The sequence below is a fragment of the Paenibacillus sp. FSL M7-0896 genome (assembly GCF_037975415.1).
Classification (GTDB): domain Bacteria; phylum Bacillota; class Bacilli; order Paenibacillales; family Paenibacillaceae; genus Paenibacillus_AQ; species Paenibacillus_AQ silagei.
Genome location: NZ_CP150250.1, coordinates 569,966 through 596,377, shown reverse-complemented (window position 1 = coordinate 596,377; position 26,412 = coordinate 569,966). Strand labels below are relative to the sequence as shown.

General features: G+C 53.8%; 17 protein-coding genes and 1 pseudogene. 5 read left to right on the top strand and 13 right to left on the bottom strand.

The features are described 5' to 3' along the window. Window positions 1-3 precede the first annotated feature (3 nt). Window positions 4-2,397, bottom strand: a complete 2,394-nt coding sequence (locus tag MKY12_RS02440) for an NdvB protein (protein ID WP_339312792.1) — start codon at window positions 2,395-2,397, stop codon at window positions 4-6. A 170-nt stretch (window positions 2,398-2,567) separates the two neighbouring features. Between MKY12_RS02440 and MKY12_RS02435 the strand changes: the two genes are divergently transcribed. Next, the gene (locus MKY12_RS02435; protein WP_339253634.1) at window positions 2,568-3,545 is read left to right on the top strand and encodes a DUF4003 family protein; all 978 of its coding nucleotides are present in this window, start codon (window positions 2,568-2,570) and stop codon (window positions 3,543-3,545) included. Window positions 3,546-3,797: 252 nt separating this feature from the next. Here the strand turns inward: MKY12_RS02435 and MKY12_RS02430 are convergent, their stop codons facing one another. Beyond that, window positions 3,798-5,177: an amino acid permease gene (locus MKY12_RS02430; RefSeq protein ID WP_339253632.1), complete on the bottom strand. Its 1,380-nt coding sequence runs from the start codon at window positions 5,175-5,177 to the stop codon at window positions 3,798-3,800. Window positions 5,178-5,408: 231 nt separating this feature from the next. Between MKY12_RS02430 and MKY12_RS02425 the strand changes: the two genes are divergently transcribed. Continuing rightward, on the top strand, window positions 5,409-7,184 hold the full coding sequence (locus MKY12_RS02425; RefSeq protein ID WP_036730671.1) for an ABC transporter ATP-binding protein: 1,776 nt from the start codon (window positions 5,409-5,411) through the stop codon (window positions 7,182-7,184). Further along, complete coding sequence (locus MKY12_RS02420; RefSeq protein WP_339312790.1) at window positions 7,171-8,946, top strand: ABC transporter ATP-binding protein; 1,776 nt, start codon at window positions 7,171-7,173, stop codon at window positions 8,944-8,946. The genes MKY12_RS02425 and MKY12_RS02420 overlap by 14 nt, the downstream gene beginning before the upstream one ends. Window positions 8,947-9,707: 761 nt before the next feature. On the opposite strand, the pseudogene MKY12_RS02415 reads toward MKY12_RS02420, so the two are convergent. Both MKY12_RS02415 and MKY12_RS02410 read right to left on the bottom strand, forming a co-directional pair. Next, window positions 9,708-10,271 (bottom strand): annotated as a pseudogene (locus MKY12_RS02415) (GNAT family protein); the annotation flags it as partial. Window positions 10,272-10,295: 24 nt separating this feature from the next. Continuing rightward, complete coding sequence (locus MKY12_RS02410) at window positions 10,296-11,213, bottom strand: AraC family transcriptional regulator (RefSeq protein ID WP_339253627.1); 918 nt, start codon at window positions 11,211-11,213, stop codon at window positions 10,296-10,298. A 66-nt stretch (window positions 11,214-11,279) separates the two neighbouring features. On the opposite strand from MKY12_RS02410, the gene MKY12_RS02405 reads away from it, so the two are divergent. Together MKY12_RS02405 and MKY12_RS02400 are read left to right on the top strand one after the other, a co-directional pair. After that, on the top strand, window positions 11,280-11,834 hold the full coding sequence (locus tag MKY12_RS02405; protein WP_339253625.1) for a histidine phosphatase family protein: 555 nt from the start codon (window positions 11,280-11,282) through the stop codon (window positions 11,832-11,834). Between the two features lie 315 nt (window positions 11,835-12,149). Next, complete coding sequence (locus tag MKY12_RS02400; protein WP_339253623.1) at window positions 12,150-12,680, top strand: ClbS/DfsB family four-helix bundle protein; 531 nt, start codon at window positions 12,150-12,152, stop codon at window positions 12,678-12,680. A gap of 62 nt (window positions 12,681-12,742) precedes the next feature. On the opposite strand, the gene MKY12_RS02395 is transcribed toward MKY12_RS02400, so the two are convergent. From MKY12_RS02395 to gnpA, 9 genes are all read right to left on the bottom strand, one after another. Continuing rightward, window positions 12,743-12,991 (bottom strand): hypothetical protein, encoded by a 249-nt coding sequence (locus MKY12_RS02395; RefSeq protein ID WP_339253621.1) that lies wholly within the window; start codon window positions 12,989-12,991, stop codon window positions 12,743-12,745. After that, window positions 12,981-14,546, bottom strand: a complete 1,566-nt coding sequence (locus tag MKY12_RS02390; protein ID WP_339253619.1) for a glycosyltransferase family 39 protein — start codon at window positions 14,544-14,546, stop codon at window positions 12,981-12,983. Before MKY12_RS02390 ends, MKY12_RS02395 begins: the two co-directional genes overlap by 11 nt. A 228-nt stretch (window positions 14,547-14,774) precedes the next feature. Beyond that, a complete protein-coding gene (locus MKY12_RS02385; protein ID WP_339253617.1) occupies window positions 14,775-15,635 on the bottom strand; it encodes an SUMF1/EgtB/PvdO family nonheme iron enzyme in 861 nt (286 codons plus the stop codon). A 165-nt stretch (window positions 15,636-15,800) separates the two neighbouring features. Beyond that, window positions 15,801-16,424 (bottom strand): glycoside hydrolase family 11 protein, encoded by a 624-nt coding sequence (locus tag MKY12_RS02380; protein WP_339253615.1) that lies wholly within the window; start codon window positions 16,422-16,424, stop codon window positions 15,801-15,803. 689 nt (window positions 16,425-17,113) lie between these two features. Next, window positions 17,114-18,154 carry an NAD(P)-dependent alcohol dehydrogenase gene (locus MKY12_RS02375; protein WP_339312788.1) on the bottom strand — a complete coding sequence of 347 codons (1,041 nt, stop codon included), beginning with the start codon at window positions 18,152-18,154 and terminating at the stop codon, window positions 17,114-17,116. A gap of 203 nt (window positions 18,155-18,357) precedes the next feature. Beyond that, entirely contained in the window at window positions 18,358-19,485 is a 1,128-nt protein-coding gene (locus tag MKY12_RS02370; RefSeq protein WP_339312787.1) for an ROK family transcriptional regulator, read from the bottom strand. Window positions 19,486-19,765: 280 nt separating this feature from the next. Next, window positions 19,766-23,149 (bottom strand): HEAT repeat domain-containing protein, encoded by a 3,384-nt coding sequence (locus MKY12_RS02365; RefSeq protein ID WP_339312786.1) that lies wholly within the window; start codon window positions 23,147-23,149, stop codon window positions 19,766-19,768. Between the two features lie 241 nt (window positions 23,150-23,390). Beyond that, complete coding sequence (yaaA, locus tag MKY12_RS02360) at window positions 23,391-24,149, bottom strand: peroxide stress protein YaaA (RefSeq protein ID WP_339312785.1); 759 nt, start codon at window positions 24,147-24,149, stop codon at window positions 23,391-23,393. A gap of 79 nt (window positions 24,150-24,228) precedes the next feature. Beyond that, window positions 24,229-26,400 (bottom strand): 1,3-beta-galactosyl-N-acetylhexosamine phosphorylase, encoded by a 2,172-nt coding sequence (gnpA, locus tag MKY12_RS02355; RefSeq protein WP_339312783.1) that lies wholly within the window; start codon window positions 26,398-26,400, stop codon window positions 24,229-24,231. Between the last annotated feature and the right edge of the window lie 12 nt (window positions 26,401-26,412).

The following is a 26,412-nucleotide window of genomic DNA, read 5'->3' as shown; positions in this document are numbered from 1 at the left end:
TATTTAAATAGTAACAGCCCCAGCCGGAATCTTAACCAGCACCTGATACTGCTTACCCGGTTTCAGTTCCTTCAGAACACCATCTTCCACAAGCTGTCCGTCCAGATATACCTCGATTGCCGCTACGCCGGACTCACGCTTCATCTCAATCTGCAGCTCAGCGCCTCTGAAGCTGCGCTTCACGGTGGCCTCCTGCCAGCCGGAAGGAAGCTGCGGCTTCACCTGCAGCCCTTCCCGGTTCCCTTGCAGCCCGAACAATCCGTCAATCAGACAGCGGTACACCCACGGAACGGTTCCGGTATTGAACAGATGGCTGGAGCGTCCGGCAGTCTGCGGGAATTGCTTATACGCGCCCCGGTAATAATTAGGAATGAACACCGGGAGCTGGCCCCGCCGGATGATATCCTCGATATCGGGCCCGGGGAGCATTTTACGCAGCAGACGGTACGCGTGGTCCTGCTCACCCACCGCATACAAGCCATAGATATAGAAGGCTGCGGCATGGTTATAGACTGCGCCGTTCTCGGCTGTCCCCGGATGCTTCTGGGTGACCCGGCCCACATCCTCGCGCATGGCGGTATAGGACGGGGCGAGCTTTTCCACTCCATACGGGGTCTCCAGCTGTTCATGGACCGACTTCATCAGCTTCGCCCGCTTCTCCTCATCGGCCGCACCGCTGAGCAGCGCCCAGCCCTGGGGATTAATGAAGATCCGGCCTTCCTTGTCGCTGCTGATTCCGAACACTACATTGTCATCAGTAATTCCCCGCGCATACCACTCGCCATCCCAGAAGTATTGATTGACGAGCGCATTGGTCTCCTTCGCCGCATGACGGAAGGTCTTGGCGATATCCGTACGGCCGCTCCGCTCACAAATATCCGCCCAGACCATACACGCATACGCGGTAGCGATGGTCAGCCAGCCGGACACGCCTTGCCCCCGGTACCCTACCATATTCATCGGGTCGCACCAGTCCCCCTGATTGATATAGTTCAGGCCGCGCTCATCCCGCTCATGCAGCAGCCACTGCACCGCCCGGTCGATATGCTCATGCACAGGTCCTGTCTCCAGGCCGCCCGCATACGATACTTCCTCATCCAGAATGCTGTAATCATCGGTCTCATCCAGATAGGTACTGAGGCAAATCGGCAGCCAGACACAATGGTCTGTATGCGGAACCTGATTGATATATTTCAGTTCAGCCGCTTCATGCAAAATAATGCCGTCCGGCATCGCTCCGCTGGCCTCCTGCTGGCTTAAGGCCGTCAGGAACGCTTCTCTTGCCGTCTGCGGCTTAAGATAGCTCATCCCCATATTATCCTGCAGATAATTCCGGGTCTGCGGGTCGGTCGTCAGGCGGTTGGTCTGCCCGTGATAGTACATCTGCCGGGGCAGCCAGTGGTTGACCAGATTGTCGAGGTCCGCATCCGGGGTGGAGATCTCAATGCTCCCTCTGCCTTCCGCAATGTACTGCGCATATTCCCGCTCGGCGCGCACGAATCCGTCCTCGCCTGCCGCATCGGTATCCAGGAACAGCTTCCGGCGGATCTCCGCGATTCTCTGCTCACTCCGGGCCGGGCCGAAGACGAAGCGGTATTCACGTTCTTCCCCCGCAGCCAGATCCAGACTGTATTGCAAAGCGGCGACCGGGGTCTCATAACGGGCTTCGCCTTGCGCCAGCCGTTCGCTCTTAAGCGCGGACGGCGAGCCGATTCCGCCTTCGCCCTCGAAGGCTTCCTGATTCACTTCCCAGGAGGCCGGGGCATGGTCGGCCAGCAGGAAGGTTTTGTCCTTCAGATGCTTGATTTTGGCGTAATCCTGATATTTCTGATAAGGTGTGACCGCTGTAGCCACGATTCCCTGCAAGGCTTCCTTATACTCGCCGGATTGATTCATCCATGACATGTAGCCGATGGTGAAGTAGGGATAGATGCTGATCCTCCGCCGCGCCGCAGACAGATTGGTCACCTTCACCCGCCACAGCTCCATCGGGTCATCCTTTGGCAGGCTTAGCGTCATCTCTATCGCGATTCCGTTCTTCTCGATGGTCCATACAATATTATGTTTACCCACCGCAAAAGTGTAATGATCCGGAGGGGTGCGGACAGGCTCATAAGGGGCAGAGAACAGCTCTCCGTTCTCCTCATCCTTGACATAGACGAAGCGGCCGGGGTGATGGGCATAATAAGGCTGCTCCGGCTGCATGAACGTCTTGGCCTCCAGATTCGGCGCATAGGAGTACTTGGCCGGCTCCGGCTGCATGAACTGGGCTACCGCATAGCCCCGGCAGTTCATATGAATCATCATCTGTTCATTCCACAGAAACCCCGAAGCTTTGGGGAGAACGGTGGGACTGGACAGCTCAAAGTATTCGTTATCTTCAGATGCTCTTATCATTCTCTTGCCTCTCTTTCCGGAATAAATATCCATCATTCTAGTAATCTTTATTCAAGAATACGCTCTCATAGGTTTGGGGGCAAGTCTGCGGGAAGAGATTCAATTTCATCGTTTTGGTTTTTATAGTAGAATAAACCCAAATAACTACCACTAGATGAGAGGTGCATCATATGAAGCAATCATACATAGCCAGGCTTGAATTATTCGTAACTAACGCCCAGCAGATCAAACAGGAATTCCCTTGGCAAAATGCCTCCGTGAACCGGCTGGCCGCCTTGCTCTACGCCGTGGAAGACAAGATGGCCAATGTGGAAGCGATCCGCCTGTACCATGAGATGGTCAAGGATAACACCCGGGGCTTCTCGTCCTTCCGGGGAACCTCAGCCATCTGTATTGCTGCGCTGCTCTCCCTGTCTCCCCAGCCGCAGCAGCAGCTTGCAAATACGCTGGCTGTATATGATTTGCTCAAGGAACGCAAATTCCGGGCCTCCGACTACCTGGTCATTGCCGCCTATCAGATCGCTGCCCATACTCCGTACGATCAATATGCCGCAGCCTTAGACCGCACACAAGCCTTCTATGAAGGAATGCGGTCCAAGCACCGTTTCCTGACCGGACGGGATGACTACATCTTCGCTGCCATGCTTGGACTCTCCGATATCCCTGTAGAGCAAGGGCTGGAGCAGCTGGAACAGCTCTATGTTACGCTGAAGCCCGAGTTCTTCTCCGGCAACAGTGTTCAGGCGCTGACACAGGTACTGGTGCTGGGCGGCGGGGATCTTGCAAGCCGGGTGCTTAGCCTGCGTGAAGCGTTCCGGGCACGGGATATCCGGATGGATAAAGAGTATACTCTCTCGTCCCTTGGCATCCTGTCCCTGATCCCCTACGAGCAGCAGCAGCTGGTAAGCGATGTCTCGGATACCTATGAGTTCCTGCGCCCGCAGAAGGGCTTCGGCGGCTGGTCGATCAACAAGCAGGAGCTGCTCCTGCTGTCTGCCGCACTCGTCTCCTATCAATATGTCGATGATGTCAGAAACGGCATCATTGAATCCACGCTGTCTACCAGCCTGACCAACATCATCATTGCCCAGCAGACAGCGATTGCTGTAGCTGCGGCCTCTGCTGCGGCGGCGGCAGCTTCGTCTTAGGAATTGACATACAAAAGGCTTCCGGAGCGTAGTTTGCTTCGGAAGCCTTTTTGATTGTAACTCTAAGCAGGGTCGTCACTGCGGTGAACATTTGGACTTACGGCCGCTGTTGTCTCCAAATTTCTTGATTTAGACCGCTGTTTGCGGTAGAAATCCGGAGACAAAGGCGGACGCTACCGCTCCTACAGTTCCAAATTTCCCCTCCGCTTCTTTTTGCTTTTTGTTAATTTGATTAGTTCAGAATTCCCAGCCCTACACTTCCTCCCCATCCCCGGGCACCCGGCGTTTACCAATTCCAAACGCATAGTACCCCGCCACAACAATAGCCAGGAACGACGCGCCGACGATCAGCGACAGATGGGTATCCGGGTTGAACCACATGCCGATGATGACCAGCGACAGGAAGATAATGATAATATAGTTACTGACCGGGAAAAAGCGGGACTTGAACGGATGGGCGGCCATCTCGCCCGCCCACCGCTCTCTGAATCTGAACTGGCTGAGGGCCAAGGCGAACCACGGAATCATTCCCGGAAGCACGCTGGCGCTGTAAATATAGAGAAACAGCTTGGAGTCCGGCATCAGATAGTTGAACAGCACGCCGACCAGCAGCAGGGAGATCGTTGTAATAATACTGTTGCGGGGCACTCCGCTGGCCGAGACTCTGCCGAAGAACTTCGGAGCCTGTCCGTTCTGGGCAAGGGTGTATAGCATTCTACCCGCACTGTAGATCCCGCTGTTGCAGCCCGACATGGCCGCTGTCAGCACCACGAAGTTGATAATGCCTGCCGCAGCGACAATCCCTACCTTGGCGAAGGTCAACACAAACGGACTGCCGATCTCGCCGATCTCATTCCACGGATAAATGGTCACAATGATGAAGATGGCCCCCACGTAGAAAATCAGAATGCGCCAGATGATATTCTTGATCGCTTTTCGCAGCGTATGCTTCGGATTCTCCGCTTCCCCTGCCGTAATCCCCACCAGCTCAATCCCCTGATAGGCGGCTGTAACAATGCAGAGCGCGAACAGGAAGCCCTTCAGTCCTCCGGCAAAAAAACCGCCATGGCTATACAGATTGGACAGTCCGAGCGGCTGCCCGCCATTCCCGAGACCGAAGAAAATCACCCCGGTGCCAATCACCAGCATGACCACAATGGCAACCACCTTGATCATCGCAAACCAGAATTCAAACTCCCCGTATAGCTTCACCGCCGCCAGATTGGCTGCTGCAATGATGCCCACACCAATTAGCGCCGGAATCCACTGCGGGATATCCGGGAACCAGTACCCGACATAGATTCCAATTGCCGTAACCTCGGCCATGCCGACCGTCACCCATAGGAACCAATAGCTCCAAGCGGTCAGGAAGCCGGCCAGCGGGCTGATATATTTGTGGGCAAAGGTGGCGAACGAACCAGTCACCGGCTCCACCACCAGCATCTCCCCCATAATCCGCATCACAAAAAACATAATGATGCCTGCCAACAGATACGCAAGCAGCACGGAAGGCCCCGCCCACTTAATCGTGCTTGCCGAGCCCATGAATAATCCCACGCCAATCGTGCCGCCCAGTGCGATCAGCTCGATATGCCGTGGCTTAAGTCCTCTGGTTAACTGTTTGGATTCCAACGAAATGCTCCCCCTCATATGTACACCTGTACACCTCACATGTACTCAACGCAATCTATCTTAATATGTAAGCATCATTGTATGCTGTGACATACATTAACGCAATGCAGAATTACTCCATTACAAAGTTCAAGCTTTTGTAAAAAGAAATTAAGCGTATCCCTATACATTTTGGTTCATAGTGTTATAATCACTTTGTTTATCACAAGACAACAGGAAACAGGTGATCAGATGTTTGAAATCAAATGGCTGTGGCAGAACCTGGAGGGCAACCGGGCGCGGTATATCGTGGCGCTCTGCCTCTCGGTCGTGGGCTCAAGTCTTACGATTGTGAACCCCTACATCAGCCAGCGCATTGTCGATACGTTCATTGCCGGTGACCACGCAGGAGCGAATCTTGCTACAGGACGCGGGCTGCTCATTGCGCTTTGCCTGGGCATGATCGGCTTCTCCCTGCTACGTACAGGGCTGGCATACTTCACGACCATGCAGTACGAAATTTCTTCACAGAATATGATGTACAATATCCGGATTTATCTGTACAACAAGATTCAGGGCCAGGACCGGGAATATTATGACCGCAACCGCACCGGGGACCTGATGACCAAAATGACGGGGGATCTGGATATGGTCCGCCACTCAATGGCCTGGATTTTCAAGACGATTATTGAATCGCTCACGATTTTCCTGGCAGCCGTCATTTATTTTCTCACGATTGATGTGAAGCTGACGCTGTGGATGCTGATCCTGTCACCGCCGATTTTTGTGGTGGCCTTTATCTTCGCCAAGAAAGTGCGCCCGATGTACATCGACCTGCGCGAGCGGCTGTCCCAGCTCAATACGACGACACAGGAGAATATCTCAGGGAACCGTGTGGTGAAGGCTTTTGCCCGTGAGGAGTTCGAGATTGCCAAGTTCACGGAGAAGAATGTCAACTACGCGGTGGCGAATAAAAAAGCAGCCCTCGTCTGGCTTGACTACTTCCCTTATCTGGAGACCTTCGCTCAAGGCTTCAACGTGGTGCTGATGCTGGCCGGCGGTTACTACGTGATGGAGGGGCGGATTACCTTCGGTGAGTTCACGGCGTTCTCCTCGCTGATCTGGGCCGTCTCGAACCCCATGCGCAATATCGGAATTATTATTAATGATATTCAGCGTTTCTTTGCCAGCTTATCCAAAATCGTCGATATCTATTACGCCCGTCCGGCAATTGCCAATGACCATAACCCGGTGGAGCGCCGCCGCTATGAGGGACGGATTGAATTCGACCATGTCCGGTTTAAATATGATAACGCTACCGTGCTTGATGATGTGAGCTTCACGATAGCCCCCGGCGAGACCATTGCGATCATGGGAGCCACCGGCTCCGGCAAAACCTCCCTCATCAATCTCATTCCACGCTTCTATGATGTGGCGGGCGGGCGAGTGCTGGTAGACGGCAGAGATGTCCGGGAGCTGGAGCTGGATGAGCTGCGGGGGAATATCGGGATGGCTACGCAGGATGTCCTGCTGTTCTCCGATACCATTGACGGCAACATCGCTTACGGCGATCCCGATCTGCCTGAGGAGGATGCGAAGGCTTACGCGGCTCTTGCCGCTGCCCATGATTTCATTGTCAAAATGCCTGAAGGCTACGATACCGTAGTGGGGGAACGCGGTGTCGGATTGTCCGGGGGTCAAAAGCAACGTATTGCGCTGGCCCGCGCCTTGGCGGTCCAACGTCCGATTCTGATCCTGGATGATACGACCTCTGCGGTCGATCTGGAGACGGAGGAGCATATTCAGCGCAGCCTGCGTGAGCTGGAGTATCCCTGCACGAAGATCATCATTGCGCAGCGGGTATCCACTACCGCCCAGGCTGACCGCATTCTGATTCTGGAGGGCGGGCGTTTGATTGAGGAAGGAACCCATGCCGAGCTGCTGGCGAAGCGGGGGTATTACTATGATGTATTCATGCTTCAGAACGAGGGTATTGGAAGGCAGGTGACCGAAAGTGGCCAGAAATAAATTCGATGTTGATGAGAATCTGGAATCGCCGTTCAATATCAAGCATTTCCGGCGGGCCATGGTCTATATCAGACGCAAGAAGAAGCCGATGCTTATCGCGTTCGCGCTTAGCGCATTGTCGGCGGCGATTGCCCTGTCGGCTCCGCTGATCATGCAGCATGTCGTGGATGTGACGATTCCGGCCAAAGACATGGGAGCGCTGGCGGGCTGGTCCCTGCTGATGCTGGCAACCATCGTGGTCAGTGTCATTCTGGCTACGATCCGCTCGCGAATTATGACGAGCGTCGGACAGGATATTATCTTCGATATCCGCACCGACCTGTTCAAGCATCTACAGGAGCTGCCGTTCAAATATTATGACGACCGGCCGCAGGGTAAAATCCTGATCCGGGTCGTGAACTACGTCAACGGGGTCTCCGATGTGTTGTCGAACGGAATTATCAACTTCATCCTGGAAATCGTGAACCTGATCTTCATCGCGGTGTTCATGTTCGCCGTGGATGTGCGGCTCTCGTTCATCATTCTGGCCGGACTGCCGGTATTCCTCGGCGTCATGCTGCTGATCAAGACCCGGCAGCGCCGGGCCTGGCAGGCGGTATCGAACAAAAGCTCCAACCTGAATGCCTATCTGCAGGAGAGCATCAGCGGCATCGGCGTCACCCAGATGTTCTCGCGGGAGACGCGCAATGAAGGTATCTTCACCCGTCTGGCCAGTAACTTCCGCACGGCCTGGATGAAGGCGCTGCGTTACAACATTCTGATTCCGTTCAGTGTCGATAACCTGTCTACCATTGTCACGGCTATGATCTTCCTGGTCGGCCTGCTGACTCTGGACCCGCAGAACATGACGCTAGGCGTCATTCTCGCCATGAGCAGCTACGCGGCCCGCTTCTGGCAGCCGATCTTGAATCTGTCGAACCTGTACAATAACTTCATCAATGCCGTAGCTTACCTGGAGCGGATCTTCGAGACGCTGGATGAGCCGGTAACGGTCAGCGATATCCCCGGTGCGAAGGCGCTCCCGCCGGTTCAGGGCCGGGTGACGTTCGATGATGTCACCTTCGCCTACGATCCGGGCCTGAATATCCTGGAGAACATCTCCTTCGATGTCGCAGCGGGAGAGAGCGTGGCTCTGGTCGGTCCGACCGGTGCGGGCAAGACCACCGTCGTCAACCTGATCTCGCGCTTCTATAACCTGACTGGCGGACGCATTCTGATCGACGGGCAGGATATCTCGCAGATCACGCTGAAATCGCTGCGCAGCCAGATGGGGATCATGCTGCAGGACAGCTTCATTTTCTCGGGAACTATTCTGGATAATATCCGCTACGGCAGACCGGATGCGACCGAGGAAGAGGTTATCGCTGCCGCGAAGGCAGTCTGCGCGGACGACTTCATCCGCGAATTCGATCAGGGCTACCAGACCGAGGTGAACGAACGCGGCTCCAAGCTCTCCCAAGGGCAGCGGCAGCTGATCTCGTTCGCCAGAACGCTGCTGGCCAACCCGCGGATTCTCATCCTGGATGAGGCCACCTCCTCCATCGATGCACAGACCGAGCGTCTGCTCCAGAAGGGGCTGAACGAGCTATTGAAGGGACGCACCTCGTTCATCATTGCGCACCGCCTGTCTACGGTGAAGAACTGCGACCGGATCATGTATGTCTCGAACAAGGGCATTGCCGAGAGCGGCTCGCATGACGATCTGATCGCCCGCCGCGGCCTGTACCACCGGCTGTATACGGCGCAGAAGATGGAAGCTTGATGTGCAGTGCAGGATAAGGATATATAGATTGTACTTGTAATTTTCCGTTTTGGGATTGCCGTGACTCCAGAGAATGTTTGGCCCTCCGGCCGCTGTTGTCCCCAGATTTCTTGAATCAATTTGAACCGCTCTTAGCGGTAGAAATCCGGTGACAGCTGATGCTTACGATGCGAGCTTTCCTGCGGAAAGCTTTCAGGCGGACGCTGACGCTCCTACAGTTCCAAAATTCTCCTCCGCCACTTTTCCCTGTCTGTTTATTTTAAGTTCAATTTTTATACACTCAAATAAGAAATCGCCAAAAACCGCAGCAAGGGTTCGTCCCTGTCTGCGGTTTTTGGCGTGCTTGGATGAACCATACAGCACATATTCAGTGAAGGATATGTCCGCATGCATGATCCGTTACCACCTAAGTCTGCTGGTTGCTGGCTTCATCAATTTGTGCAATTAAGCAGCACTCCTGCTGCGATCCATGCGGACTGGAGAGCCGCTATTCCTGTAAATTGCACCATTTTGCGGGCTAAGCGGACTCACATGCACTTAACTAGTCGCTCTTGCCGCATTTCCATCACCAACTGGCCTTATAGCGGCCTCTCAGTCCGCGGGCGAGTGGTAAAGCTGTCTTTTTCAAAAGATAAGAATTTATATGCTTCGCGCTATCATTATCCTTATCTTTCTCGCTGAAACGGTACCGTCCTTATAAAGGACGGCAATGCCGTTTCCACTTGCAAAATAAGGGCCTCATGGTCCGGTTGTAGAACCTTCATATACTCTTCCCTAAGCATGCTGTAGATCTCCAGATCAACAACACCCTTGCCGGACCAGAGGGCTGCTTGCCGCAGCATCCCTTCCTTGACATATCCGTTCTTCAGCAATACCTTCTTGGACGGCTCATTATTCAGCATCACTTCCGCTTGAATTCTGTTCACCTGAGCCTGCTGGAACAGGAATGCTGTCAGCAGCTCAACGGCTTTGGAGGCGAGGCCCTTCCCCCAGTGGGCTTCCGCGAGGAAGTAGCCAATGGTGACCATATTGACCCTCTGATTGAAGTCACAGGCTTCAATAATCCCGAGCAGGTGCGTATCGTCTGCTGGGGCGAAGATGCCCCACTTGATCCGCGATCTTTTGCCATAATCCCGTTCATAATGACCGATCATGCTCTTGACTGTAGTCTTATTGTGCTTGGGGATAATCCCGCAATATTCGAACACATGGTCATTGCTGTAAATCTCGAACAGCCCGTCCAGATGCTCCTCCTCAATCTTGCCCAGTACCAGCTCCTCTGACCTTAAGACAGGGAACTGGTCAAACACTATCTCCATCTTCACCCGGGGCACTCCCTTCTCTGATCCTTAAGCGCTTGGCCTAATGGGGACGTACAAATCAACCATGCACTTGCCCTGCGGGTCCTGCGCAGGATCATTCAGACAGAATTCCAGACATGGCCGGTCATCGGCTTCATAGCCGCTGCGAGGTAACCATACGCTGAACATAGTATCGTACGCAAGGACAAATCTATCTACCGTATCATAGTAGGAATACACCGCATACAGCCCGCCGGATAGAGTCTTGTATTCTACCTCCTTCCGGGGGGCTTCCCGTTCGAATCCCTCCGGGAGTGTAACACAAGCATCATAGCGGCAGGCAGACTCTTCCGTAAGTTCCCCGTCGTCCAGTGAGATTCCGATGAACTGCTGATTCGCCGGATGGAACCCTTGCTGAGCTGCCCAGCGGCTTAGCTTGTCCCATGTGTGATATGTGTCCAGATACCTTCCAATATGCCGGACATAAGCGACCTCAACTTCTGCAATTTCTCTAAGTTCTACCATACTGTCCCATGCCCTCCTTAACAGCGGATTACCTTCTGCTACATTGTAATCTGCCAGGGCGGCCGGCTCTGCCTGCTTATTGCTGAGGACTGATGGGAAATTGCTATGTTTCTGCCCGCTATTCCTGACACTGCTGGGCGTACAGCCGAAATGCCGTTTGAAATGAACGCCCAGCGCAGATACGGATTCGAACCCGCAATTCCCCGAGATTTCCAGAATGGTCAGGTTCGTCTCAGTCAGCAGCGCCCACGCCCGCTCAATGCGCTTCCTGGTTACGAAGGCCATGGGCGTCATGCCCGTGAAGGCTGTAAATATTCTGGTGAAATGATATTTGGAGAAATGGGAGACCTCCGCCAGCTGATCCAGCCGCAGCGGCTGGCTGCTGTGATTTTCTATGTAGGCAATAACCTGCTTGATCCTCTCCCCATACTGCTCCTTCATCGCTGAATCCTCCGTCTCCTTCGTGTTACAATACTGTACAAATATAAATGGATGAGGCGATAGTCAATGGTTACCACTCTCTACTTCGTACGACATGCCCACTCTACTTATTCTACCGATGAATTGAATAGACCTTTATCTGAGAAGGGGCGGGCAGACGCCTGGAGAGTTACCCGACTACTCCTCCATGAGAATATTAATATTCTAATCTCAAGTCCCTATCAACGGGCTATACAGACCATTCAGGGACTGGAGAAACCGCTTAAGACTAAGATTGTAATCGAAGATGATTTTAAAGAAAGAGTGTTGTCTGCAGAACCTGTAACCGACTTCGGGCAGGCAATGACCAAGGTATGGGAGGACTTTTCCTTCGCTTGGCCGGGAGGAGAATCCAATCGGGTTGCCCAGAATAGGGGCGTACAAGCACTCTATAAAGTTTTGCAGCAATATAAAGGAAATTCGATCGCTATCGGAACGCACGGTAATATGATGGTCCTGATCATGAATGCTCTGGATAAGCGTTATGATTATAGCTTCTGGAAGCAGTTAGAAATGCCCGACATCTATAAGCTAAGCTTCCGTGAGGACAAGCTTGTGGGCGTGCAACGTATTTGGCGCTAGTAAGGTGCGAAGGTAGCGTGCATAAATGCACTCTGTACAACTAAATCGTCTGATTTACAACCAAATATCCGTTTAGCTGCATTTCGTACAATTAAATTTTCATCTGTACCGGGATTCTCACCATTGGGGCAGATTTAGTTGTACAGACTACAGTTAGAAGAGGAAAAGTCTCCTTTTCACGCTTTTTAATTGTATAAAATACAGCTATCACTGAAAATCGGCTTCAATGTTACTCTTAGTTTCTAAATGCGCGGGTAAACTGGACAGACTGTTGTCACAACCCTGTGGTATAACCAGAGGAAAGGAGTGATTGTTATGGCAAGCTATGAATACTCGTCCCGTCAGGAGCTGATAGACACGATCCATAATCTGTACCTGCTCTTGGATGCCGAGTATGATGGAATTAACAATACATATAAGGATACGCGAATTTCCGAGGTGGACAAAACCCCAGCCGAGATCATCGCTTATCAGCTGGGTTGGCTGGAGTTGGTGCGGAGCTGGGAGAAGGATGAGCTGGCGGAACGAACAGTCCAGATGCCCGCTGCGGATTACAAGTGGAATCAGCTCGGCGGGTTGTATCAGTCCTTCTACAGTAAATATGCAGAGTATTCTTTGTCTGAGCTGCGTGAGCTCTTCCGGCAAGCCGAGCAGAAGTGGCTGGACTGGATTGGAACATTAACAGAGGAGGAGCTGTTCATCCAAGGCGCGCGTAAGTGGACCGGGACCAAGGAGAACTGGCCGATGGCCCGGTGGATTCACATTAATTCGGCGGCCCCGTTCAAGACCTTTCGGGGAAAGATCCGGAAGTGGAAAAAGCATTGTCCTGAAGGACTGGCAGAGTGACATAGTGCCAGAGTGGCAGTATGCCAAAGGGGTACAGCAGCTTAGCGTCCACTGCTTCGCAATCATTGCGTGCTGTCTGCCCTCCCGTCTGGCCCTGGCATCCCCCTTCTGACAGGGCCTTCCCGGTTCATTCCCCTGCTGCCCTCCTTGAAGTTGGTGCCGCCGCCGTTCATGCCGGGGAACCCGCCGGGCCGGGAATTGAAGTCTGCACTGGTAATATTCTGAGCCGTGACTGCTTCGCAGGAAGTGAGCAGCAGCGAACAGCTAAGCATACTAATCATTAAGGTGATGTAATATTTCTTAGTCCGCATGATTAGACCTCCTTGTCCCGGTCAGTAATACATATAAGTCTTGAACACCCAAGTAGGATAAGACAAGCAACAGCGGATACACAGGGTACAGATACCGGGACTTAATCTCCCAGAGCAGGTAGAACCCGATGAAGCCAAGAATCACCAGAAGGAGCGGGGTCTCCGCGAAGCGCTTAGCCCGCAGTCCCCGGATTAACCGGATCAGAATGAAGACGTACATCAGGAAATTCTGGACATATAAGGTCCACAGCAAGCCACTCCGATAGGCGGAATCGCCTTGAAACAACCTGCTTGCAGCTGTGGAATAGCTGTAATGGCCCATCACCATGCCGCCCCTTCCTCCGCCGGAGGAGGCTGCTTCATTTCCGATCCCGTAGCGTTCCATCTGATACGTCCCTTCCGTCCAGGTCCAGATCAGCTTTTTATAATACATTTCTGCAAGCCCGGTTAAGGTCGCACCGGAGAGCTTGCTGCAGATAGACGCCTTGAACAGTTCGACACTCTCCGCCTTATTATAGCCGGCTTCCTGTTGGTAGATATTATAGCTCTCCCGGTCATCCCAGAACCCGAGCGTCTCCAGATTAATCCCCATATTCAGCCACATGTACACTGGAGCAGAATTGCTGGACGGCGATTCGTCCACAATGCCTGTTGCCTGAAGCGCCGTATTCTGAATCCAGGCAGGAAGAACCCACAGCAGCAGCGTTACTCCAAGGGCGGCAATGAACTTCTTCGCGCCAATCGCCCGCAGGTTGAGGAGCAGACTGAGAACAATGGCAATCAGGAAGATCATACCTATACTGCGGAAGTAGTTGCCGAGTGTCAGCAGTACTGCCGCGAACAGCATATCCTTCATGGATCTTCTGCGGATGAACCTGACTCCGAAGTAGAGCGCGCTGGTGAGCAGAGCTGTGGCAATTCCATCATTATAGATGAAGTTGCTCATGAACAAAGCCGGAACATAGGTCGCAGCCACAATCAGAAGGCCATAGTTTTTTTTGCGGGCTTGAGGGCTAAGCTCTTGGCAGAGCAGATAGATAACCAGCGTGGTGACGAGCGAGAAGAGAATATTGAAGCTTTTGATCACCAGGTAATTGTCTGGGAACAGAAGCAGCAGCGTCTTCAGATACAGCACGATGGAGAAGTTAAAAGGGAACATGTACAGGTATCCCCCTGACTGAAAGGAGGAATAGTCCTTGTCATAGAGCATAGCCCAGGCCAGGGACAGCACCGTCTGTGAATCATCTGTAGGCATGCGGGTGAACAGGAAAATAATCACGAGCTGCAGGATACCCGACAACAGCAGAACGGCTGGAATAACTTTGGCCCGGCTATACCCTTCAAGCTTCTGGGAGAGTCTGTACAGTACGAAGCCCAGTCCCAGAACAACTGCAATCCATAGCAGGAACACAAGCGGCTGCTGCCCTTCCAGCACCGCCCGGTCACCATACACGGAATAATTATATTTCGCCCGGAACAAGAAGGATGAAGCGATGAACAGCCCAATGAACAAGGCAAGGATGAACGTTACGATTTGCTGGATTCTTTGTACCATGATACCCTCCTGATCGGCAGCGTCCGGCGAGTCTTTCGCATGTGCCTTAATCCATATACGGAGTATACATAGTGAATCTGAATGTAAGTTGAAAGGATGCTGCCTGAGCATAAAAAAGCCTCCGTGTCCTCTCCAGCCGCCGCATCCATAGATGCGCTCATGCCGGAAAAGCTTCCCGAAGGCTTGCTGCTTAAACTATTCTGTTCCTGTTGAATACGTACGGGTGAATCACTTGCCAGCTACAGCCCGAACCACACGAAAACCCTGGTCATTTCCCCGGCTGCTCGGCTCGAATTTGCCGCGGAAGGATACCTCTGTGTTGTTCACCCCGCCGATCCAGCCGCCGCCCTTCACCAGCCGGACCGAGCCGCTCTTGCTATTCGGATCAGATTCTCCATACCAGTTCCAGCACCATTCCCTTACATTCCCTGACATATCGTACAGTCCCAGCTCATTGGGCTGCTTGAGGCCCGTATTCCTCGGCTGGCTATGGTTGTTCTCAATCGCAGGCCAGTTCCAGTCTCCGGTCAGGAATTGATCGCCGGAATTCCTCCAGTACCAGGCAACCTCCTCCGGATTGCTGCTTCCGCTATACGGGCTGCTTGTGCTCATCTGGCCTCCGCCTGCTGCATATTCCCACTCGGCTTCTGTCGGCAGACGGTAACCGTCCGCCCCTTCATTCACCGTTACAGTCCATTTCATGAAATCCCGGTCACTTGTATTATTCGGATCGACCGTGTTCTTGTCTATATTATAATAGGGGGCCAGGCCTTCCTTCACACTCCGCTCATTGCAGTACTCCACGGCATCATACCAGGTTACGCTCTCTACCGGCAGCTTATCTCCTTTGAACTGCGAGGGGTTATTCTTCATCACTTCCAGCCATTCTTGCTGGGTGACCTCATATTTTCCGATGTAGAAGTCCGGGAGGGTCATCTCTGTCCCGTAATAATTGGATTTCGTATCCTTAAAAGTACCGCCTTCCACCCGCACTAAACGCTCATCAGCGGCAGGCTTCTCCTGCGAGCAGGCACTGGCTATAACCGCGATTGCCATGCACAGAATCAGAATCATTAATGGTTTTCTCATGAATACCTCTCCTTTGAGCAGATGGGCAAGGTACAGGACCTAAGCGTAGTTCGGTGCGCGAAAATGATAAGGCCGGCAGCTTGTCCACCCGGCCGGCCTTAGCCTGTCAACGATTAGCTGAGCTTACGGCGCTGCCGGAACAGCAAGTGCCGGTCAGCTTGTCCATTACCACACGGTTACGTTGGAGGAGCCGCTGCTCTGGTATCCTTCGGTAGCCAGTACCTGGTAAGACCAGCTGCTTCCCAGATTCATGCCTTTGCTCTTCCAGGCATTCACGTGGTTGTTGAACGTGATCTGAACATTGCTGCCGATCGGTCTTTTGGATTGTCTTACACTCCAGTACTGCGGGAATGTGGCATTCCCGTCAATCGAAGGAGCATCGTAACGCATTGTGGTGTAGATATCGTAGGTACCCCCGTCACTGTTCACAGTGCCTTTGAACTGGCCGGTAGGTCTGTAAGTTCCCCAGTTGTCTACCACGTAATATTCAATAAGGGCATTCCGGGTCCATCCGTATAAGGTCAGGTAGCCGTTGCCGGAAGGCGAGAAGACTCCCGCGTTATAATTCACCACCCGGTTCGGGGAACCATAGGTCCAGCCTTTACCTACAACAAAGTTCCCGGTATTGTACCAGTTCACACTGTAATTCCCGCCACTTCCGTTCACCGCATTCACGGTTCCTCCGCCATCAGTCCAGTTCTGCCAATAATCTGTTGCGCCTGCAGTCGCTGCGAACGCACTGAAGCTCAGTGCCGCTGTCATTAATACCGTCAGAAGTTTCTTTTTCATTGTAAATTAATACCTCCCGATTATAATGGTGTTTGCTTGCAGCTTGCTTCTCTCCGTAGAATATAACTTATCCTGATGGTTATCCCATATATTTACTTGTCCTCCTTTCGAGATGATTATATCTAGTAAGCGTTTACATTTCTCTCTGCAAACTAAAGATTAACCCCCAATTTTTATTGATATTATGAAGTTATTGGGTCTAATCGACGGGATCTTTGCTCTCGCGGGAAGCAAGTGGCGGAAATTCGGGAAATTTCGGCAGCGGCGGACTAACATTGGCTCATTCAGCCTACTTTTGCTGAAATCAGGTGCACTAATGCTCTTCATTTGCTCATTCAGCCCACTTTTGCCGAAATCAGGTGTACTAATGCCCTTCATTGGCTCATCCGGCCTACTTTTTCCAAAATCAGGTGCACTAATGCTCTTCATTGGCTCATCCACCCCACTTATGCTGAAATCAGGTGTACTAATGCTCTTCGTAACCTGAGAGTGGGCCTTTCAGTTCATCCTCCGGCCCACCAAAGGGATGGGTCCCTTTCTTCCACCTCGTCCCGCCTTCATATCCGCCCAACGCCAAAAAGCCGCCCCGGAACGGGACAGCTCTGACTGTTCAGCTATACTCACCTGTCACTATTCATCCATAGGGTAATCTATTCACCGTTGATCTTCACCCATTATCTATCTTTCCTCTAGCCCATCTTAATGACCGCCTTAACCACATCCTCCTTATTGTTGATCACGTAATCGAACGCTTGCTGCGTCTCCTCGAAGCCAAATTCGTGGGTGACGATGCCCTTGACGTCAATCTTGCCGTCCGCGATGGCTCCGATGGCCGCCGGATAGAGGTTGCGGTACCGGAAGACCGACTTGATGTCGGCTTCCTTGAACATAATCTGCATGAAGTCGAAGTCGATGATATCCTTGGCGGCGAGGCCGACGAGGACGATGGTTCCGCCTCTTTTGACCAGATAAGGGGTCTGCTTCACCGTATGCTCGCTGCCTGCCGTCTCGATGACCTTATCCACGCCCGCGCCGTCGGTCCAGGCCGCAATGACCTCCAGTACATCCTCCTGTCTGGCGTTAATCACCCGCGTAGCCCCTAGCCTCAGCGCCGCCTCCAACCGCTTCTCAATGATGTCCACCACTACAATCTCCGTAGCCCCGTATGCCTTGCTGGCCAGCAAAGTGACCAGCCCGATGCAGCCCGCTCCCAGAATCACCACACGGTCCCCCAGCTTAACGCCGCCCTGTGCCGCAGCATGGAGTCCCACCGCCAGCGGTTCCACCAGCGCCCCCTCCTTCGAAGACACATTATCCGGCAGCTTGAAGGCCATGTTCTCCGGAAAAGCCATATAATCCATCAGACAGCCATGATACGGCGGCGTAGCCAGGAACTGTACATCCGGACACAAATTATACTTGCCGCTCTTGCAGAACTCACATTGTCCGCAGGTCACACCAGGCTCCAGGGCCACCCGGTCCCCCACCTTCAGATGCTTCACGCCAGGGCCCAGCTCCACCACTTCCCCAGCACACTCATGCCCGAGAATGAAATCCCCGTCTACCACGAAGTCGCCGATCCGGCCATACTCCAGGTAATGCACATCCGAGCCGCAGATGCCGACAACCTCCAGCTTCACAATGACCTCGCCCGCTTGGGCTACAGGCATGCCGATTTCCTTCATTGCCATTTGCTTCAGATCTGTCATATAACAAGCTCTGTTCTTCATCTGTTTCTCCTCCTCAGGGACATTAGGTACTCTTAGTATAATAATATACTTTTATAAAACTATTTAAATAAGATTATAATCAGATTTAAAGTGAAGTCAACAAAAACTCCCCCAGAGAAGGACAGTGCCGCGATTGCAGCAACGTCCCTCTTCTGGAGGAGCGGGGAAAGCAGATATTGTATTTGGATAAAATCAACCCGGATCTAGATGCTGTCGATAAACTCCGTCACCAGCTCCAGAGCAGCGCCCACAGCGGTGGCTTCAAGCTTATATTTACAGACCCGCAGGTAGGAGCCGTCCTGTTCGAAGGTGTTCTTACTCGCTGCTAACGCCTGAAGATCATCGATGTATTCCTCCATGTAAGCCCCGGCATAGCCGCCGAGAATCACATCGCAATCGTACAGCATCCGCAGGTTATTCACTGTAATGACCAGATAGCCCACATACTCCTGCCAGATGGCCTGCTGCTCCTTCTGGCCTTCTCCCAAGAGCCTGAAGAATTCCACAATACTGCCCCCGGTGCTGTCCGAGAGGATTCTCGCGGAGCAGTAGGCATCGACGCAGCCCTTCTGCCCGCAGTAGCAGGTCCGGCCTCCAGGCAGAATTGTCATATGCCCGAACTCCCCGCTGCGGTGGTTCTGGCCTGCATAGATCTGATTACCTACTATAATGGCACCGCCCACGCTATTGTTAAGGGACAGATAGACCACATTGTGTATGTCCTGCTCTCCCCACAGTTCAGTGAGTCCCGCCGCATTCGCATCATTGCTCAGGACGCAGGGATAAGGGATGTATTCGGCGAACCGCCGGACACTGCCTCCCTTGAAATCTATGACTGTAGCATAGCTCACTGTCTGGCGGTCCCCGGATAGAATCGCGGGCAGCGCAATGCCTACACCGAGAATCTGGCTGCGGTCCAGCTGACAAGCCTCTATGAAATCCTCCACCAGCTTGCCTACTCCCCGGAAGTAAGTCTCCTCATTCGCAAATGGATAATGATTCCTGACATTCTTAATGATCCTGCCGCTCAAGTCAATGACGACAATTCCCACATGATTCAGGGTAACATCCAATCCGACAGCATAACCCGCCACCCTGTTGCAGGCCAACGACTTGGCCTTACGGCCTCCGGTGGATTCATACAGCCCGGTCTCCTCAATCAGCCCGCGTTCCTGCAGCTCCTTGAGATTCTGTGTCACGGTGGGAAGACTTAGACCTAGCGCCTGCGCAATCTCCTGAATGGAAGTGGATTCACGGTGATACAGGTACCGGTAAATGGCGTTCCGGTTCATCTTTTTAACTTCCATACTGTTCAAGCGATGTGTCGCCATTCGAATCCCCCTCACTTTTACAAATGTACTTTATAATTTTATACATATAATATGCAATCACACCCGTTATAGCAATCATTAGCCGCTTTAATTGTGAATAATTTCACGTAAGTGGTTTTATTGTATCAAGAATTAGAAGTCTCGTCATTAATCTTTTGGGACATCTCGATTCTTATTTATTCTTAATGCTACCGGATTCTACGAACATTTAGGCTTCCGTGTCTACGCCCGCTCCGAACAGGATGAGCAAGGCAAGCCTTGGCCCATCCTGCATATGCGGTTATAGCATGAACAGCCGGGATTCCCCCGCCGTCCAAATATTCAGCGCCTGTGTGCGGACTGCCGCATGGCTGCAATTCCTGTACTCCCGCAGACGCTCTGACGTTTCCGGGCTCCAGCGCAGCGCGCTTCCCGCTGCTTCCAGCAAGGACAGTCCGAGATACGGAGCTTCATAAGACGGCTCTGCCCGCAGCACATCCACAATCTCAAGCAGTGTCTCCGGTGTCCAGTATCCGGCGCTGTTCTCCAGGCTGACGGCAAGCCCGCGGTACAACTCGCTCAAGAGCTGCGGCTGACGGGTTACCTCCTGCGCGATCCGCTTCACATACACGGACGCTTCCTCAACGTTACTCCAATCAATCACGGCAATATATAATTTCAGAATCAGGCCCAGCAGAGTCTCATCGGCAGCCAGAATATCGATCATCTCCAGATACAAGGGGCTAAGCTGCACCCTTGTACTCTTGGGCAGACCTGTAAGCTGGTTGATGAGCACCTGCAAGCGTTGCCGGTGGGGCAGATCTCTGTCTGCCGCTGCATTCCATTCCTGTGTCATGGGCGTTGACGCCAGCTGCCGGCAGATCCCGGCCACAACCGCATTCACTTTGCCATCCCGGGCGGCTTCAATCAGTGTCATCATCGCGAACTCCCAGCTGGAGCTGTCCTTCAGACCCGCAACCGCCTGAGCCGCAGCCGCCGCAACGGTACCTTCATAACCGCTTGTCCACCACTTCATGGAACTATAAGCCTGGCTGCTGACGGATACATCCGGGTGATCGGCAATGGCTATGATTAAGTCCAGATAGCGCGGTCTGTAGGCAAGCGGAAGTGCATCGGGCTGTCGGGACAACAAGCTCACTGCGATATCACGCTCTGGAGAAGCCGCGATGGCGCGCAGCACCTCCCAGCTCCGTTCATCGTCCAGCAGCCCTCTGGCAGCATGCCCTACAGCAATCACCACATCCTTATGCACAGCAGGCTTCGCGAATTCATTCAACAGCAGCGAAAGACTGTCCTCACTTCTATAAGCACCAAGCAGGCGGATGGCTTCCTTGCGGACGGTGATCTTCAGCTTCTCCCGGCTCAGCAGCGCCTTCAGAGCCTGAGACAGCTGCTGCGGACTGACCCGGCGGATGCACCTTGGGATGGAGTACATCGCTACACGGGCCCGATCACCATCCAGATGCTCCAGCAGCACAGGCAGGGATTTCTCCGGCTCCTCCAGCAGAGACAAGGCATGAAGCGCTGCCTCCGCTACCGCCACCTCTTTGTCCTGTACCAGCTCATACAGCAGCTTCGGGTTCCTATCCGGCATACTCGCCATGACTCTAATCGCTCGCGAACGCTCAAATAGGCTGTACTTGGGACCTAAAGCGATTGTGCTTAACAGGGCACCATACGCCTCCTGCTGGCGCGGCAGCCAGCGGTAGAATCCGTCCGAAGCCGGTACAGGATACACCGTTTTGCCTGAGAGGAACTTGCCCTTGATCGCAGCGCCCGACAGGTAAGGGTCCAGCCATTCCTGACGCTTCAGATGCAGATGCAAGAATACCTCGTGGATGGTAATATACGATGGATCTGCATCCAGCAGCTCCTTCACCCGTTCATCCCGCGTCTGCAGCGCCTCCAGCCAGAGCCGGGTTGCCCGGATCGCGGTTCCCTCGGTTTTGGCCCGGGTGGCTTCCCGTAAGAGCTGCTGTAGCTTGACGATGCCATAGCCTCTTTTACCAAATGAAGTTGCCAGGCTCAGCACCAGGTTGTAATTCTCACGCTTCCCCGCCTGTGCGGCGTAGGAATAGATACTGTCAAAGATGATCTCTTCCACGCCCCGCGGCATATTCTTCGCAAGGGACGGCAAAGAGATCTGCCCGTCCTGCTTCGCCAGCTTCTGGAGCGTGTTCAGCGCGAACTTGAACAGCTCCCCGCCCGGCTCTGCCGCCTGATGGCGCAGAATCGAGAAGGCCAATTGCTGCACAGAGTACCTAGTACCGTAGGAGGTGTCTCTGGCATCAATCACACTGTCCACCAGCACAGTAAGCGCAGGGACATGAGCAGCCTCGTACACAGACGCCGGACTCTCTGACAGCTCCTTGAACACCGCGCTCCGCACAGGGTCCTGATCATTACGGATGCGGCCTAAGGTCAGCAGTGTGACATCCATTCCCTGCCTTGCAAGAACCGTGCTGCGGATTAGCTGCATCAGCGCCGTAGCGCGTTCATCTGCATTCGATACCCGGGTGGCCTGCTCAAGCTGCTCACGGACCTGAAGAATGGAGCGGGCAGCAGTAATGCGCAGGGTCCACTCCCGGTTTTCCTTGATCTCACGCAGGCCCAGTATCCGGGCGGCCTCCCGGTCACGCAGCTCATGCGGCAATACATATAGCAGCCCCTCCGGGAAAATCCACTCCCCGCGCTTCTCCTCCTCATACACAGCATCGAAAATCTCCTGGCGCTTAGATGGCGCAAGATGCTCCAGCAGCCGCGCCACATGGTGCGGCTGGTCCGCCAGCAGCTTGGCAAGCTGCGACCACTCGTCCATGGAGAGGAGCTTCGCCCGCTTGAGCACAGCTTCAGGCACACCGTAAGTCATAAGCTCACCACGCGTCTGCGTCCGCATCAGCAGCTCATAAACCGCGCCTGGTCTCAGGCGCATCAGTGTGCCGAGATTCGCCTTAAGCGCAGGCGGCAGCATGTCTGCCGGTCCATGGTTCACCGCATAAGCCAGCACCAGGTCAGGCTTGTGATTGCATAGATGCTCCAGCGCGGAGGAGAACCGTGACCAGACCGTCCCCTTGGCCCTAAGCGGAGCTGCTTCCAGCTCTCTGGTGAAATACTCCGCGACCACCTCCAGGTGGCGGCCGGCCAGCTTTTTCCAATCCTTAATGGCGTACCCCAGCTCAACAATCCGGGCGCGGACGGTTACCTCTGAGCAGGCCTGCAGCACAATCGCCGCCTCTTCCGGGCCCCACCGGGCCTGTACCACTGGCAATAGCCGTTCCGCCAGCTCCTGGCGGTTCATCAGGGCTACCGTGCGCAGCAGCTTGCGGCGGCAGTCCTGTGACAGCTGCGGAAGTTCGCGTTCGATTTCCTCCGCCGAGGCTATTTTGGCTGCCAGCCCTGCCGCCATATTCCGGATGCTGGCCATGGGGTGCTTCAGCCCCGCCAGAATCACAGAAGCATCCAGCGTGGCGATCGCCCCCATCAGGGCCAGACGCGCTTCATAAGCCCCGCCCTCAAGTAGGGCGGTAAGTAACTGTGAATATTCCGGGGACCCCAGGTGATCGCGGCCTAGTCCTGTGATTGCTTTGATTCTATCGGAATACCCCAGTGCATCCAGCTCCCCCAGTAAGCGCTCTTTAGTAAGTGGGCCTCGTCTCCTAATCATAAGTCCTCCTCCTGAATCTGTTCTGAGTTATTCCTTATTTTACAAAAAGCGAGCTTCCGCCCGCAACAAGTGGAAACGGCTTTGCCGTCCTTTTGAAGGACGGTAACGTTTCAGCGAGAAATATAAGGATAAGTTATTGAGTGAAACGTATAAATTCTTATATTTCAAACAAAAGGGTAACCCCGAATCCGGTGCTTCCACCATCTTCAGGATTACCCTCTATACTGCTCACTCTATCAGTCTACTCTTTGTCTTGCTTCGCCTGGACGAACACATACGTGTTCTCGTCCGACAAGGCCGCTTCATACCGGAAGTCAAACCCGTTGAAGCCCTGAATCTCCTCGACGCTGGTAATCTGCTGCTCCGCCATGAACCGGACCATCTCACCCCTGGCCATCTTGACCAGCGTCGCCCGCTCCACCACCTTGCCGCCGATCTCCTGCCCGAATACAACGCTAACCATCCGGACATGGCTGCCCAAGTACGGAGAGATGCATTTGCTGTATTCCTTGGAGGCCAGATTCACAATCGTGTCAGTCTCTGCGAACAACTGGTCCGCTAATCTTCTGTTCCAGAACTCATAGAGGGTACTGAAGCCTGGCCCGCCCAGCTTGGCCTGCATTTCCAGCCTGTAAGGGACCACCCCGTCGAACGGCCGGACGATGCCATAGAACCCGGACAGTATCCGCAAATGCTGCTGCAGATAGTCCAGCTCCTCCGTCTGAAAAATCCCCGGCGCCATGTATTGGTACTGGATGCCCTCATAGGCGAAGATCGCCGGGGTCAGATTCCGGGTTAGATCCATCTCTTCAATCCGCTGCATATTCAGCGCAGCAATAGCGTCATTGCATTTCCACAGCGCCTTGGCTTCTGCGTAACTGAGCTTACGAAGCAGGGCCAGGAGCGTCTGTGACTCGTTTAAGAACTGCGGAGCCTGGCGGGATTCCAGGAAATCCGTGTCCGTCTTCATCTTTTTGGCAGGTGAAATGATGATTCTCATGATACGCTCTTTTCTACCCCTACGGGAAAATAAATGTACCTCTATAGTATCATATTATCTCCACGCCGGCCCCCGCCTGCTATTCCCCAATCACCCGAATCACCGTATCAAAAGCTTCCAGCTCCACAACCTGCGGACCATAGTCCGTCTCGATGGTGGTCTGCTGCGGCTGGCCGCTATTGTTGATCACAACCAGGCGCTTGCTCTGCGGATAATACGCGCACTCGGTGTAGAGATTATCCGGGAGATAGCGGGTCTCCTCCAGCTCATTGCCGGCATAGCGGATCAGATTCAGCAGCAGGCGGGTATTCTCCCAGCTGAAGGCAAAGGATGGCAGATAGATGCCCTTCCCTCTCCCGAAGCTATTCACAGTCAGGGCCAGCTTGCCCTCTGCTTCATGGATCACCGCAGCAGCCCCGTCCGTCAGATAGACCCCGTTCTTCGGCGTGAGACTGACGCCATCCGGCACCAGACCCTGCACCGGCTGAGCCTCATAAGCCCATTTACCATGCGCTACCCTGGCGCCGGTGTCCTCATCCACCCCGAGAACATGCGCCATCCGGAAGTAATGATCGTAGCCGTTCACGGCGGAAGGCTGATTCACTCCAATGAGCGCACCGCCCTTATATACCCATTCCGTCAAGGCGTCCACTACCTGGTTGTCCTTCCAGTGGTCCCCACCGCTCCATGCTGAACCGGCGCTGCCTGCATTGATCACCACATCCACACCCTGCAAAGCCCCCTGGCGGACATCCCCGAAGTCGATGAAGCGCACCTCCACCGGCAAGCCGGACAAGGCCTCATTAATATGAATCAGGTCATGCATATACGTCTCATGGAAGTGGCCCGACAGGGTCCATGACCGCAGCTTGCCCCACGAGTGCAGAACAGCTACCTTAGTCTTGATGTGATAAGGCTGCCCCTGCCGGTGCAGCTCCTTGATCTCCCTGAATTCATCCGCAATCTTCTCCATGTACGCACAGAAATCCGGGTAAGGCTCGACTAGATGCAGATAGCCGCCCAGGCCAATCCGGTCGACCGGCTCACGCAGGAGGGCGCGCCGGATGTTAATCCAGTATTGCTTCGCATCGAGTGTGGGATTGCCCCCTTCCATGAAGGTAGGTGCGCCGCCCAGGCCAACCGGGAACAGATACGGATGCAGCCGGATCTCATGCGTCTCCACCTTCACCCCTGAGCAGAGCCTGGCTTCATAACCCGAGAACACGCATTTGATCATCCCGTCGAAGCCGAACTCCCCGAAGCGGTCATTGTAGGGCTCAGCGCCCACCCAGCTGTCATCGTAGAACACATAGGCCAGCTTGCCGTGCTTATGGACAATGTCAATTAACTGCTTGCCGAACCCGATGACGAAATCGTTGATAAAAGCCATATAGTCGAGCTTACGCTGCTCCGCCGGAATATGACTGACACGGTATTTGCCGCCGTTCACGAAATCCTCTGCGCTCAGCGAATAGCCGTATTGCTCCGCGAACAGATCCAGGCCCCGCGCACTCACCGTGAAGTCGTAGGACCCCCAGTCCGAGAACAGATGGCGGTTCTGCCCGCTGCTGCCCCAGATCCAGGCAAAATTATAGAACAGGGAGGTGAACCGGACCACTGTCGTTGCCTGATGCTCCCGGCACCAGTCCTCCATCCAGTCCAGCAGGTACTGCCGGGTCCCCTTATACATCGGATCGATCTGCATCAGATGCTCTTTGTCCCAGTGATTCGTCGTGTGATTGTACATGGAGATCTCTTCCCAGATCCGGTAGGCCATGAAGCTGACGGTATATTTATGCCAAGGCGTAATGCCGGTTAACACCACATTGCCGGACTCCCGGTCGTAATTCCACTGTTCCCCCGGCACCTCCTTCCCGGTTGTCCGGTCGTACACCTGCCAGTACTTGAATGCCTCACGGGAATCATTCACCCTGAATTGCTCTGCGAAGAAATCCTCCAGCAGATAGATGGATATGTAATCCTGCACAGCCACCTTCGGACTCGTAATCAGGAAGGTCTGCTGCAGCTTGTCCGGGTTCCTCGCCGCCCAGCCGTTATGGTCGCGGATGATGCACAGGGTCGAATAGATGCCGTAACCGGCATTAATAATCTCTTCTGACAACTGCGTACCGTCACTGTCACGAATGACATCGGCCCCCCAGCGTTCGGCAAGCTTCAGCGTCAGTGCTTCATAACCGGCTTCCCCCGGCAGGGTAAAAGCTCCTGTGGAGCCTGTAGATAATTTCGGCAACGGGAATTCCTC

Coding starts and splice junctions, on each gene's coding strand:
- MKY12_RS02440 (WP_339312792.1), bottom strand. CDS start 2,397: ATGATAAGAGCATCTGAAGATAACGAATACTTTGAGCTGTCCAGTCCC.
- MKY12_RS02435 (WP_339253634.1), top strand. CDS start 2,568: ATGAAGCAATCATACATAGCCAGGCTTGAATTATTCGTAACTAACGCC.
- MKY12_RS02425 (WP_036730671.1), top strand. CDS start 5,409: ATGTTTGAAATCAAATGGCTGTGGCAGAACCTGGAGGGCAACCGGGCG.
- MKY12_RS02410 (WP_339253627.1), bottom strand. CDS start 11,213: ATGAAGGAGCAGTATGGGGAGAGGATCAAGCAGGTTATTGCCTACATA.
- MKY12_RS02405 (WP_339253625.1), top strand. CDS start 11,280: ATGGTTACCACTCTCTACTTCGTACGACATGCCCACTCTACTTATTCT.
- MKY12_RS02400 (WP_339253623.1), top strand. CDS start 12,150: ATGGCAAGCTATGAATACTCGTCCCGTCAGGAGCTGATAGACACGATC.
- MKY12_RS02395 (WP_339253621.1), bottom strand. CDS start 12,991: ATGCGGACTAAGAAATATTACATCACCTTAATGATTAGTATGCTTAGC.
- MKY12_RS02390 (WP_339253619.1), bottom strand. CDS start 14,546: ATGGTACAAAGAATCCAGCAAATCGTAACGTTCATCCTTGCCTTGTTC.
- MKY12_RS02385 (WP_339253617.1), bottom strand. CDS start 15,635: ATGAGAAAACCATTAATGATTCTGATTCTGTGCATGGCAATCGCGGTT.
- MKY12_RS02380 (WP_339253615.1), bottom strand. CDS start 16,424: ATGAAAAAGAAACTTCTGACGGTATTAATGACAGCGGCACTGAGCTTC.
- MKY12_RS02375 (WP_339312788.1), bottom strand. CDS start 18,154: ATGAAGAACAGAGCTTGTTATATGACAGATCTGAAGCAAATGGCAATG.
- MKY12_RS02370 (WP_339312787.1), bottom strand. CDS start 19,485: ATGGCGACACATCGCTTGAACAGTATGGAAGTTAAAAAGATGAACCGG.
- MKY12_RS02365 (WP_339312786.1), bottom strand. CDS start 23,149: ATGATTAGGAGACGAGGCCCACTTACTAAAGAGCGCTTACTGGGGGAG.
- yaaA (WP_339312785.1), bottom strand. CDS start 24,149: ATGAGAATCATCATTTCACCTGCCAAAAAGATGAAGACGGACACGGAT.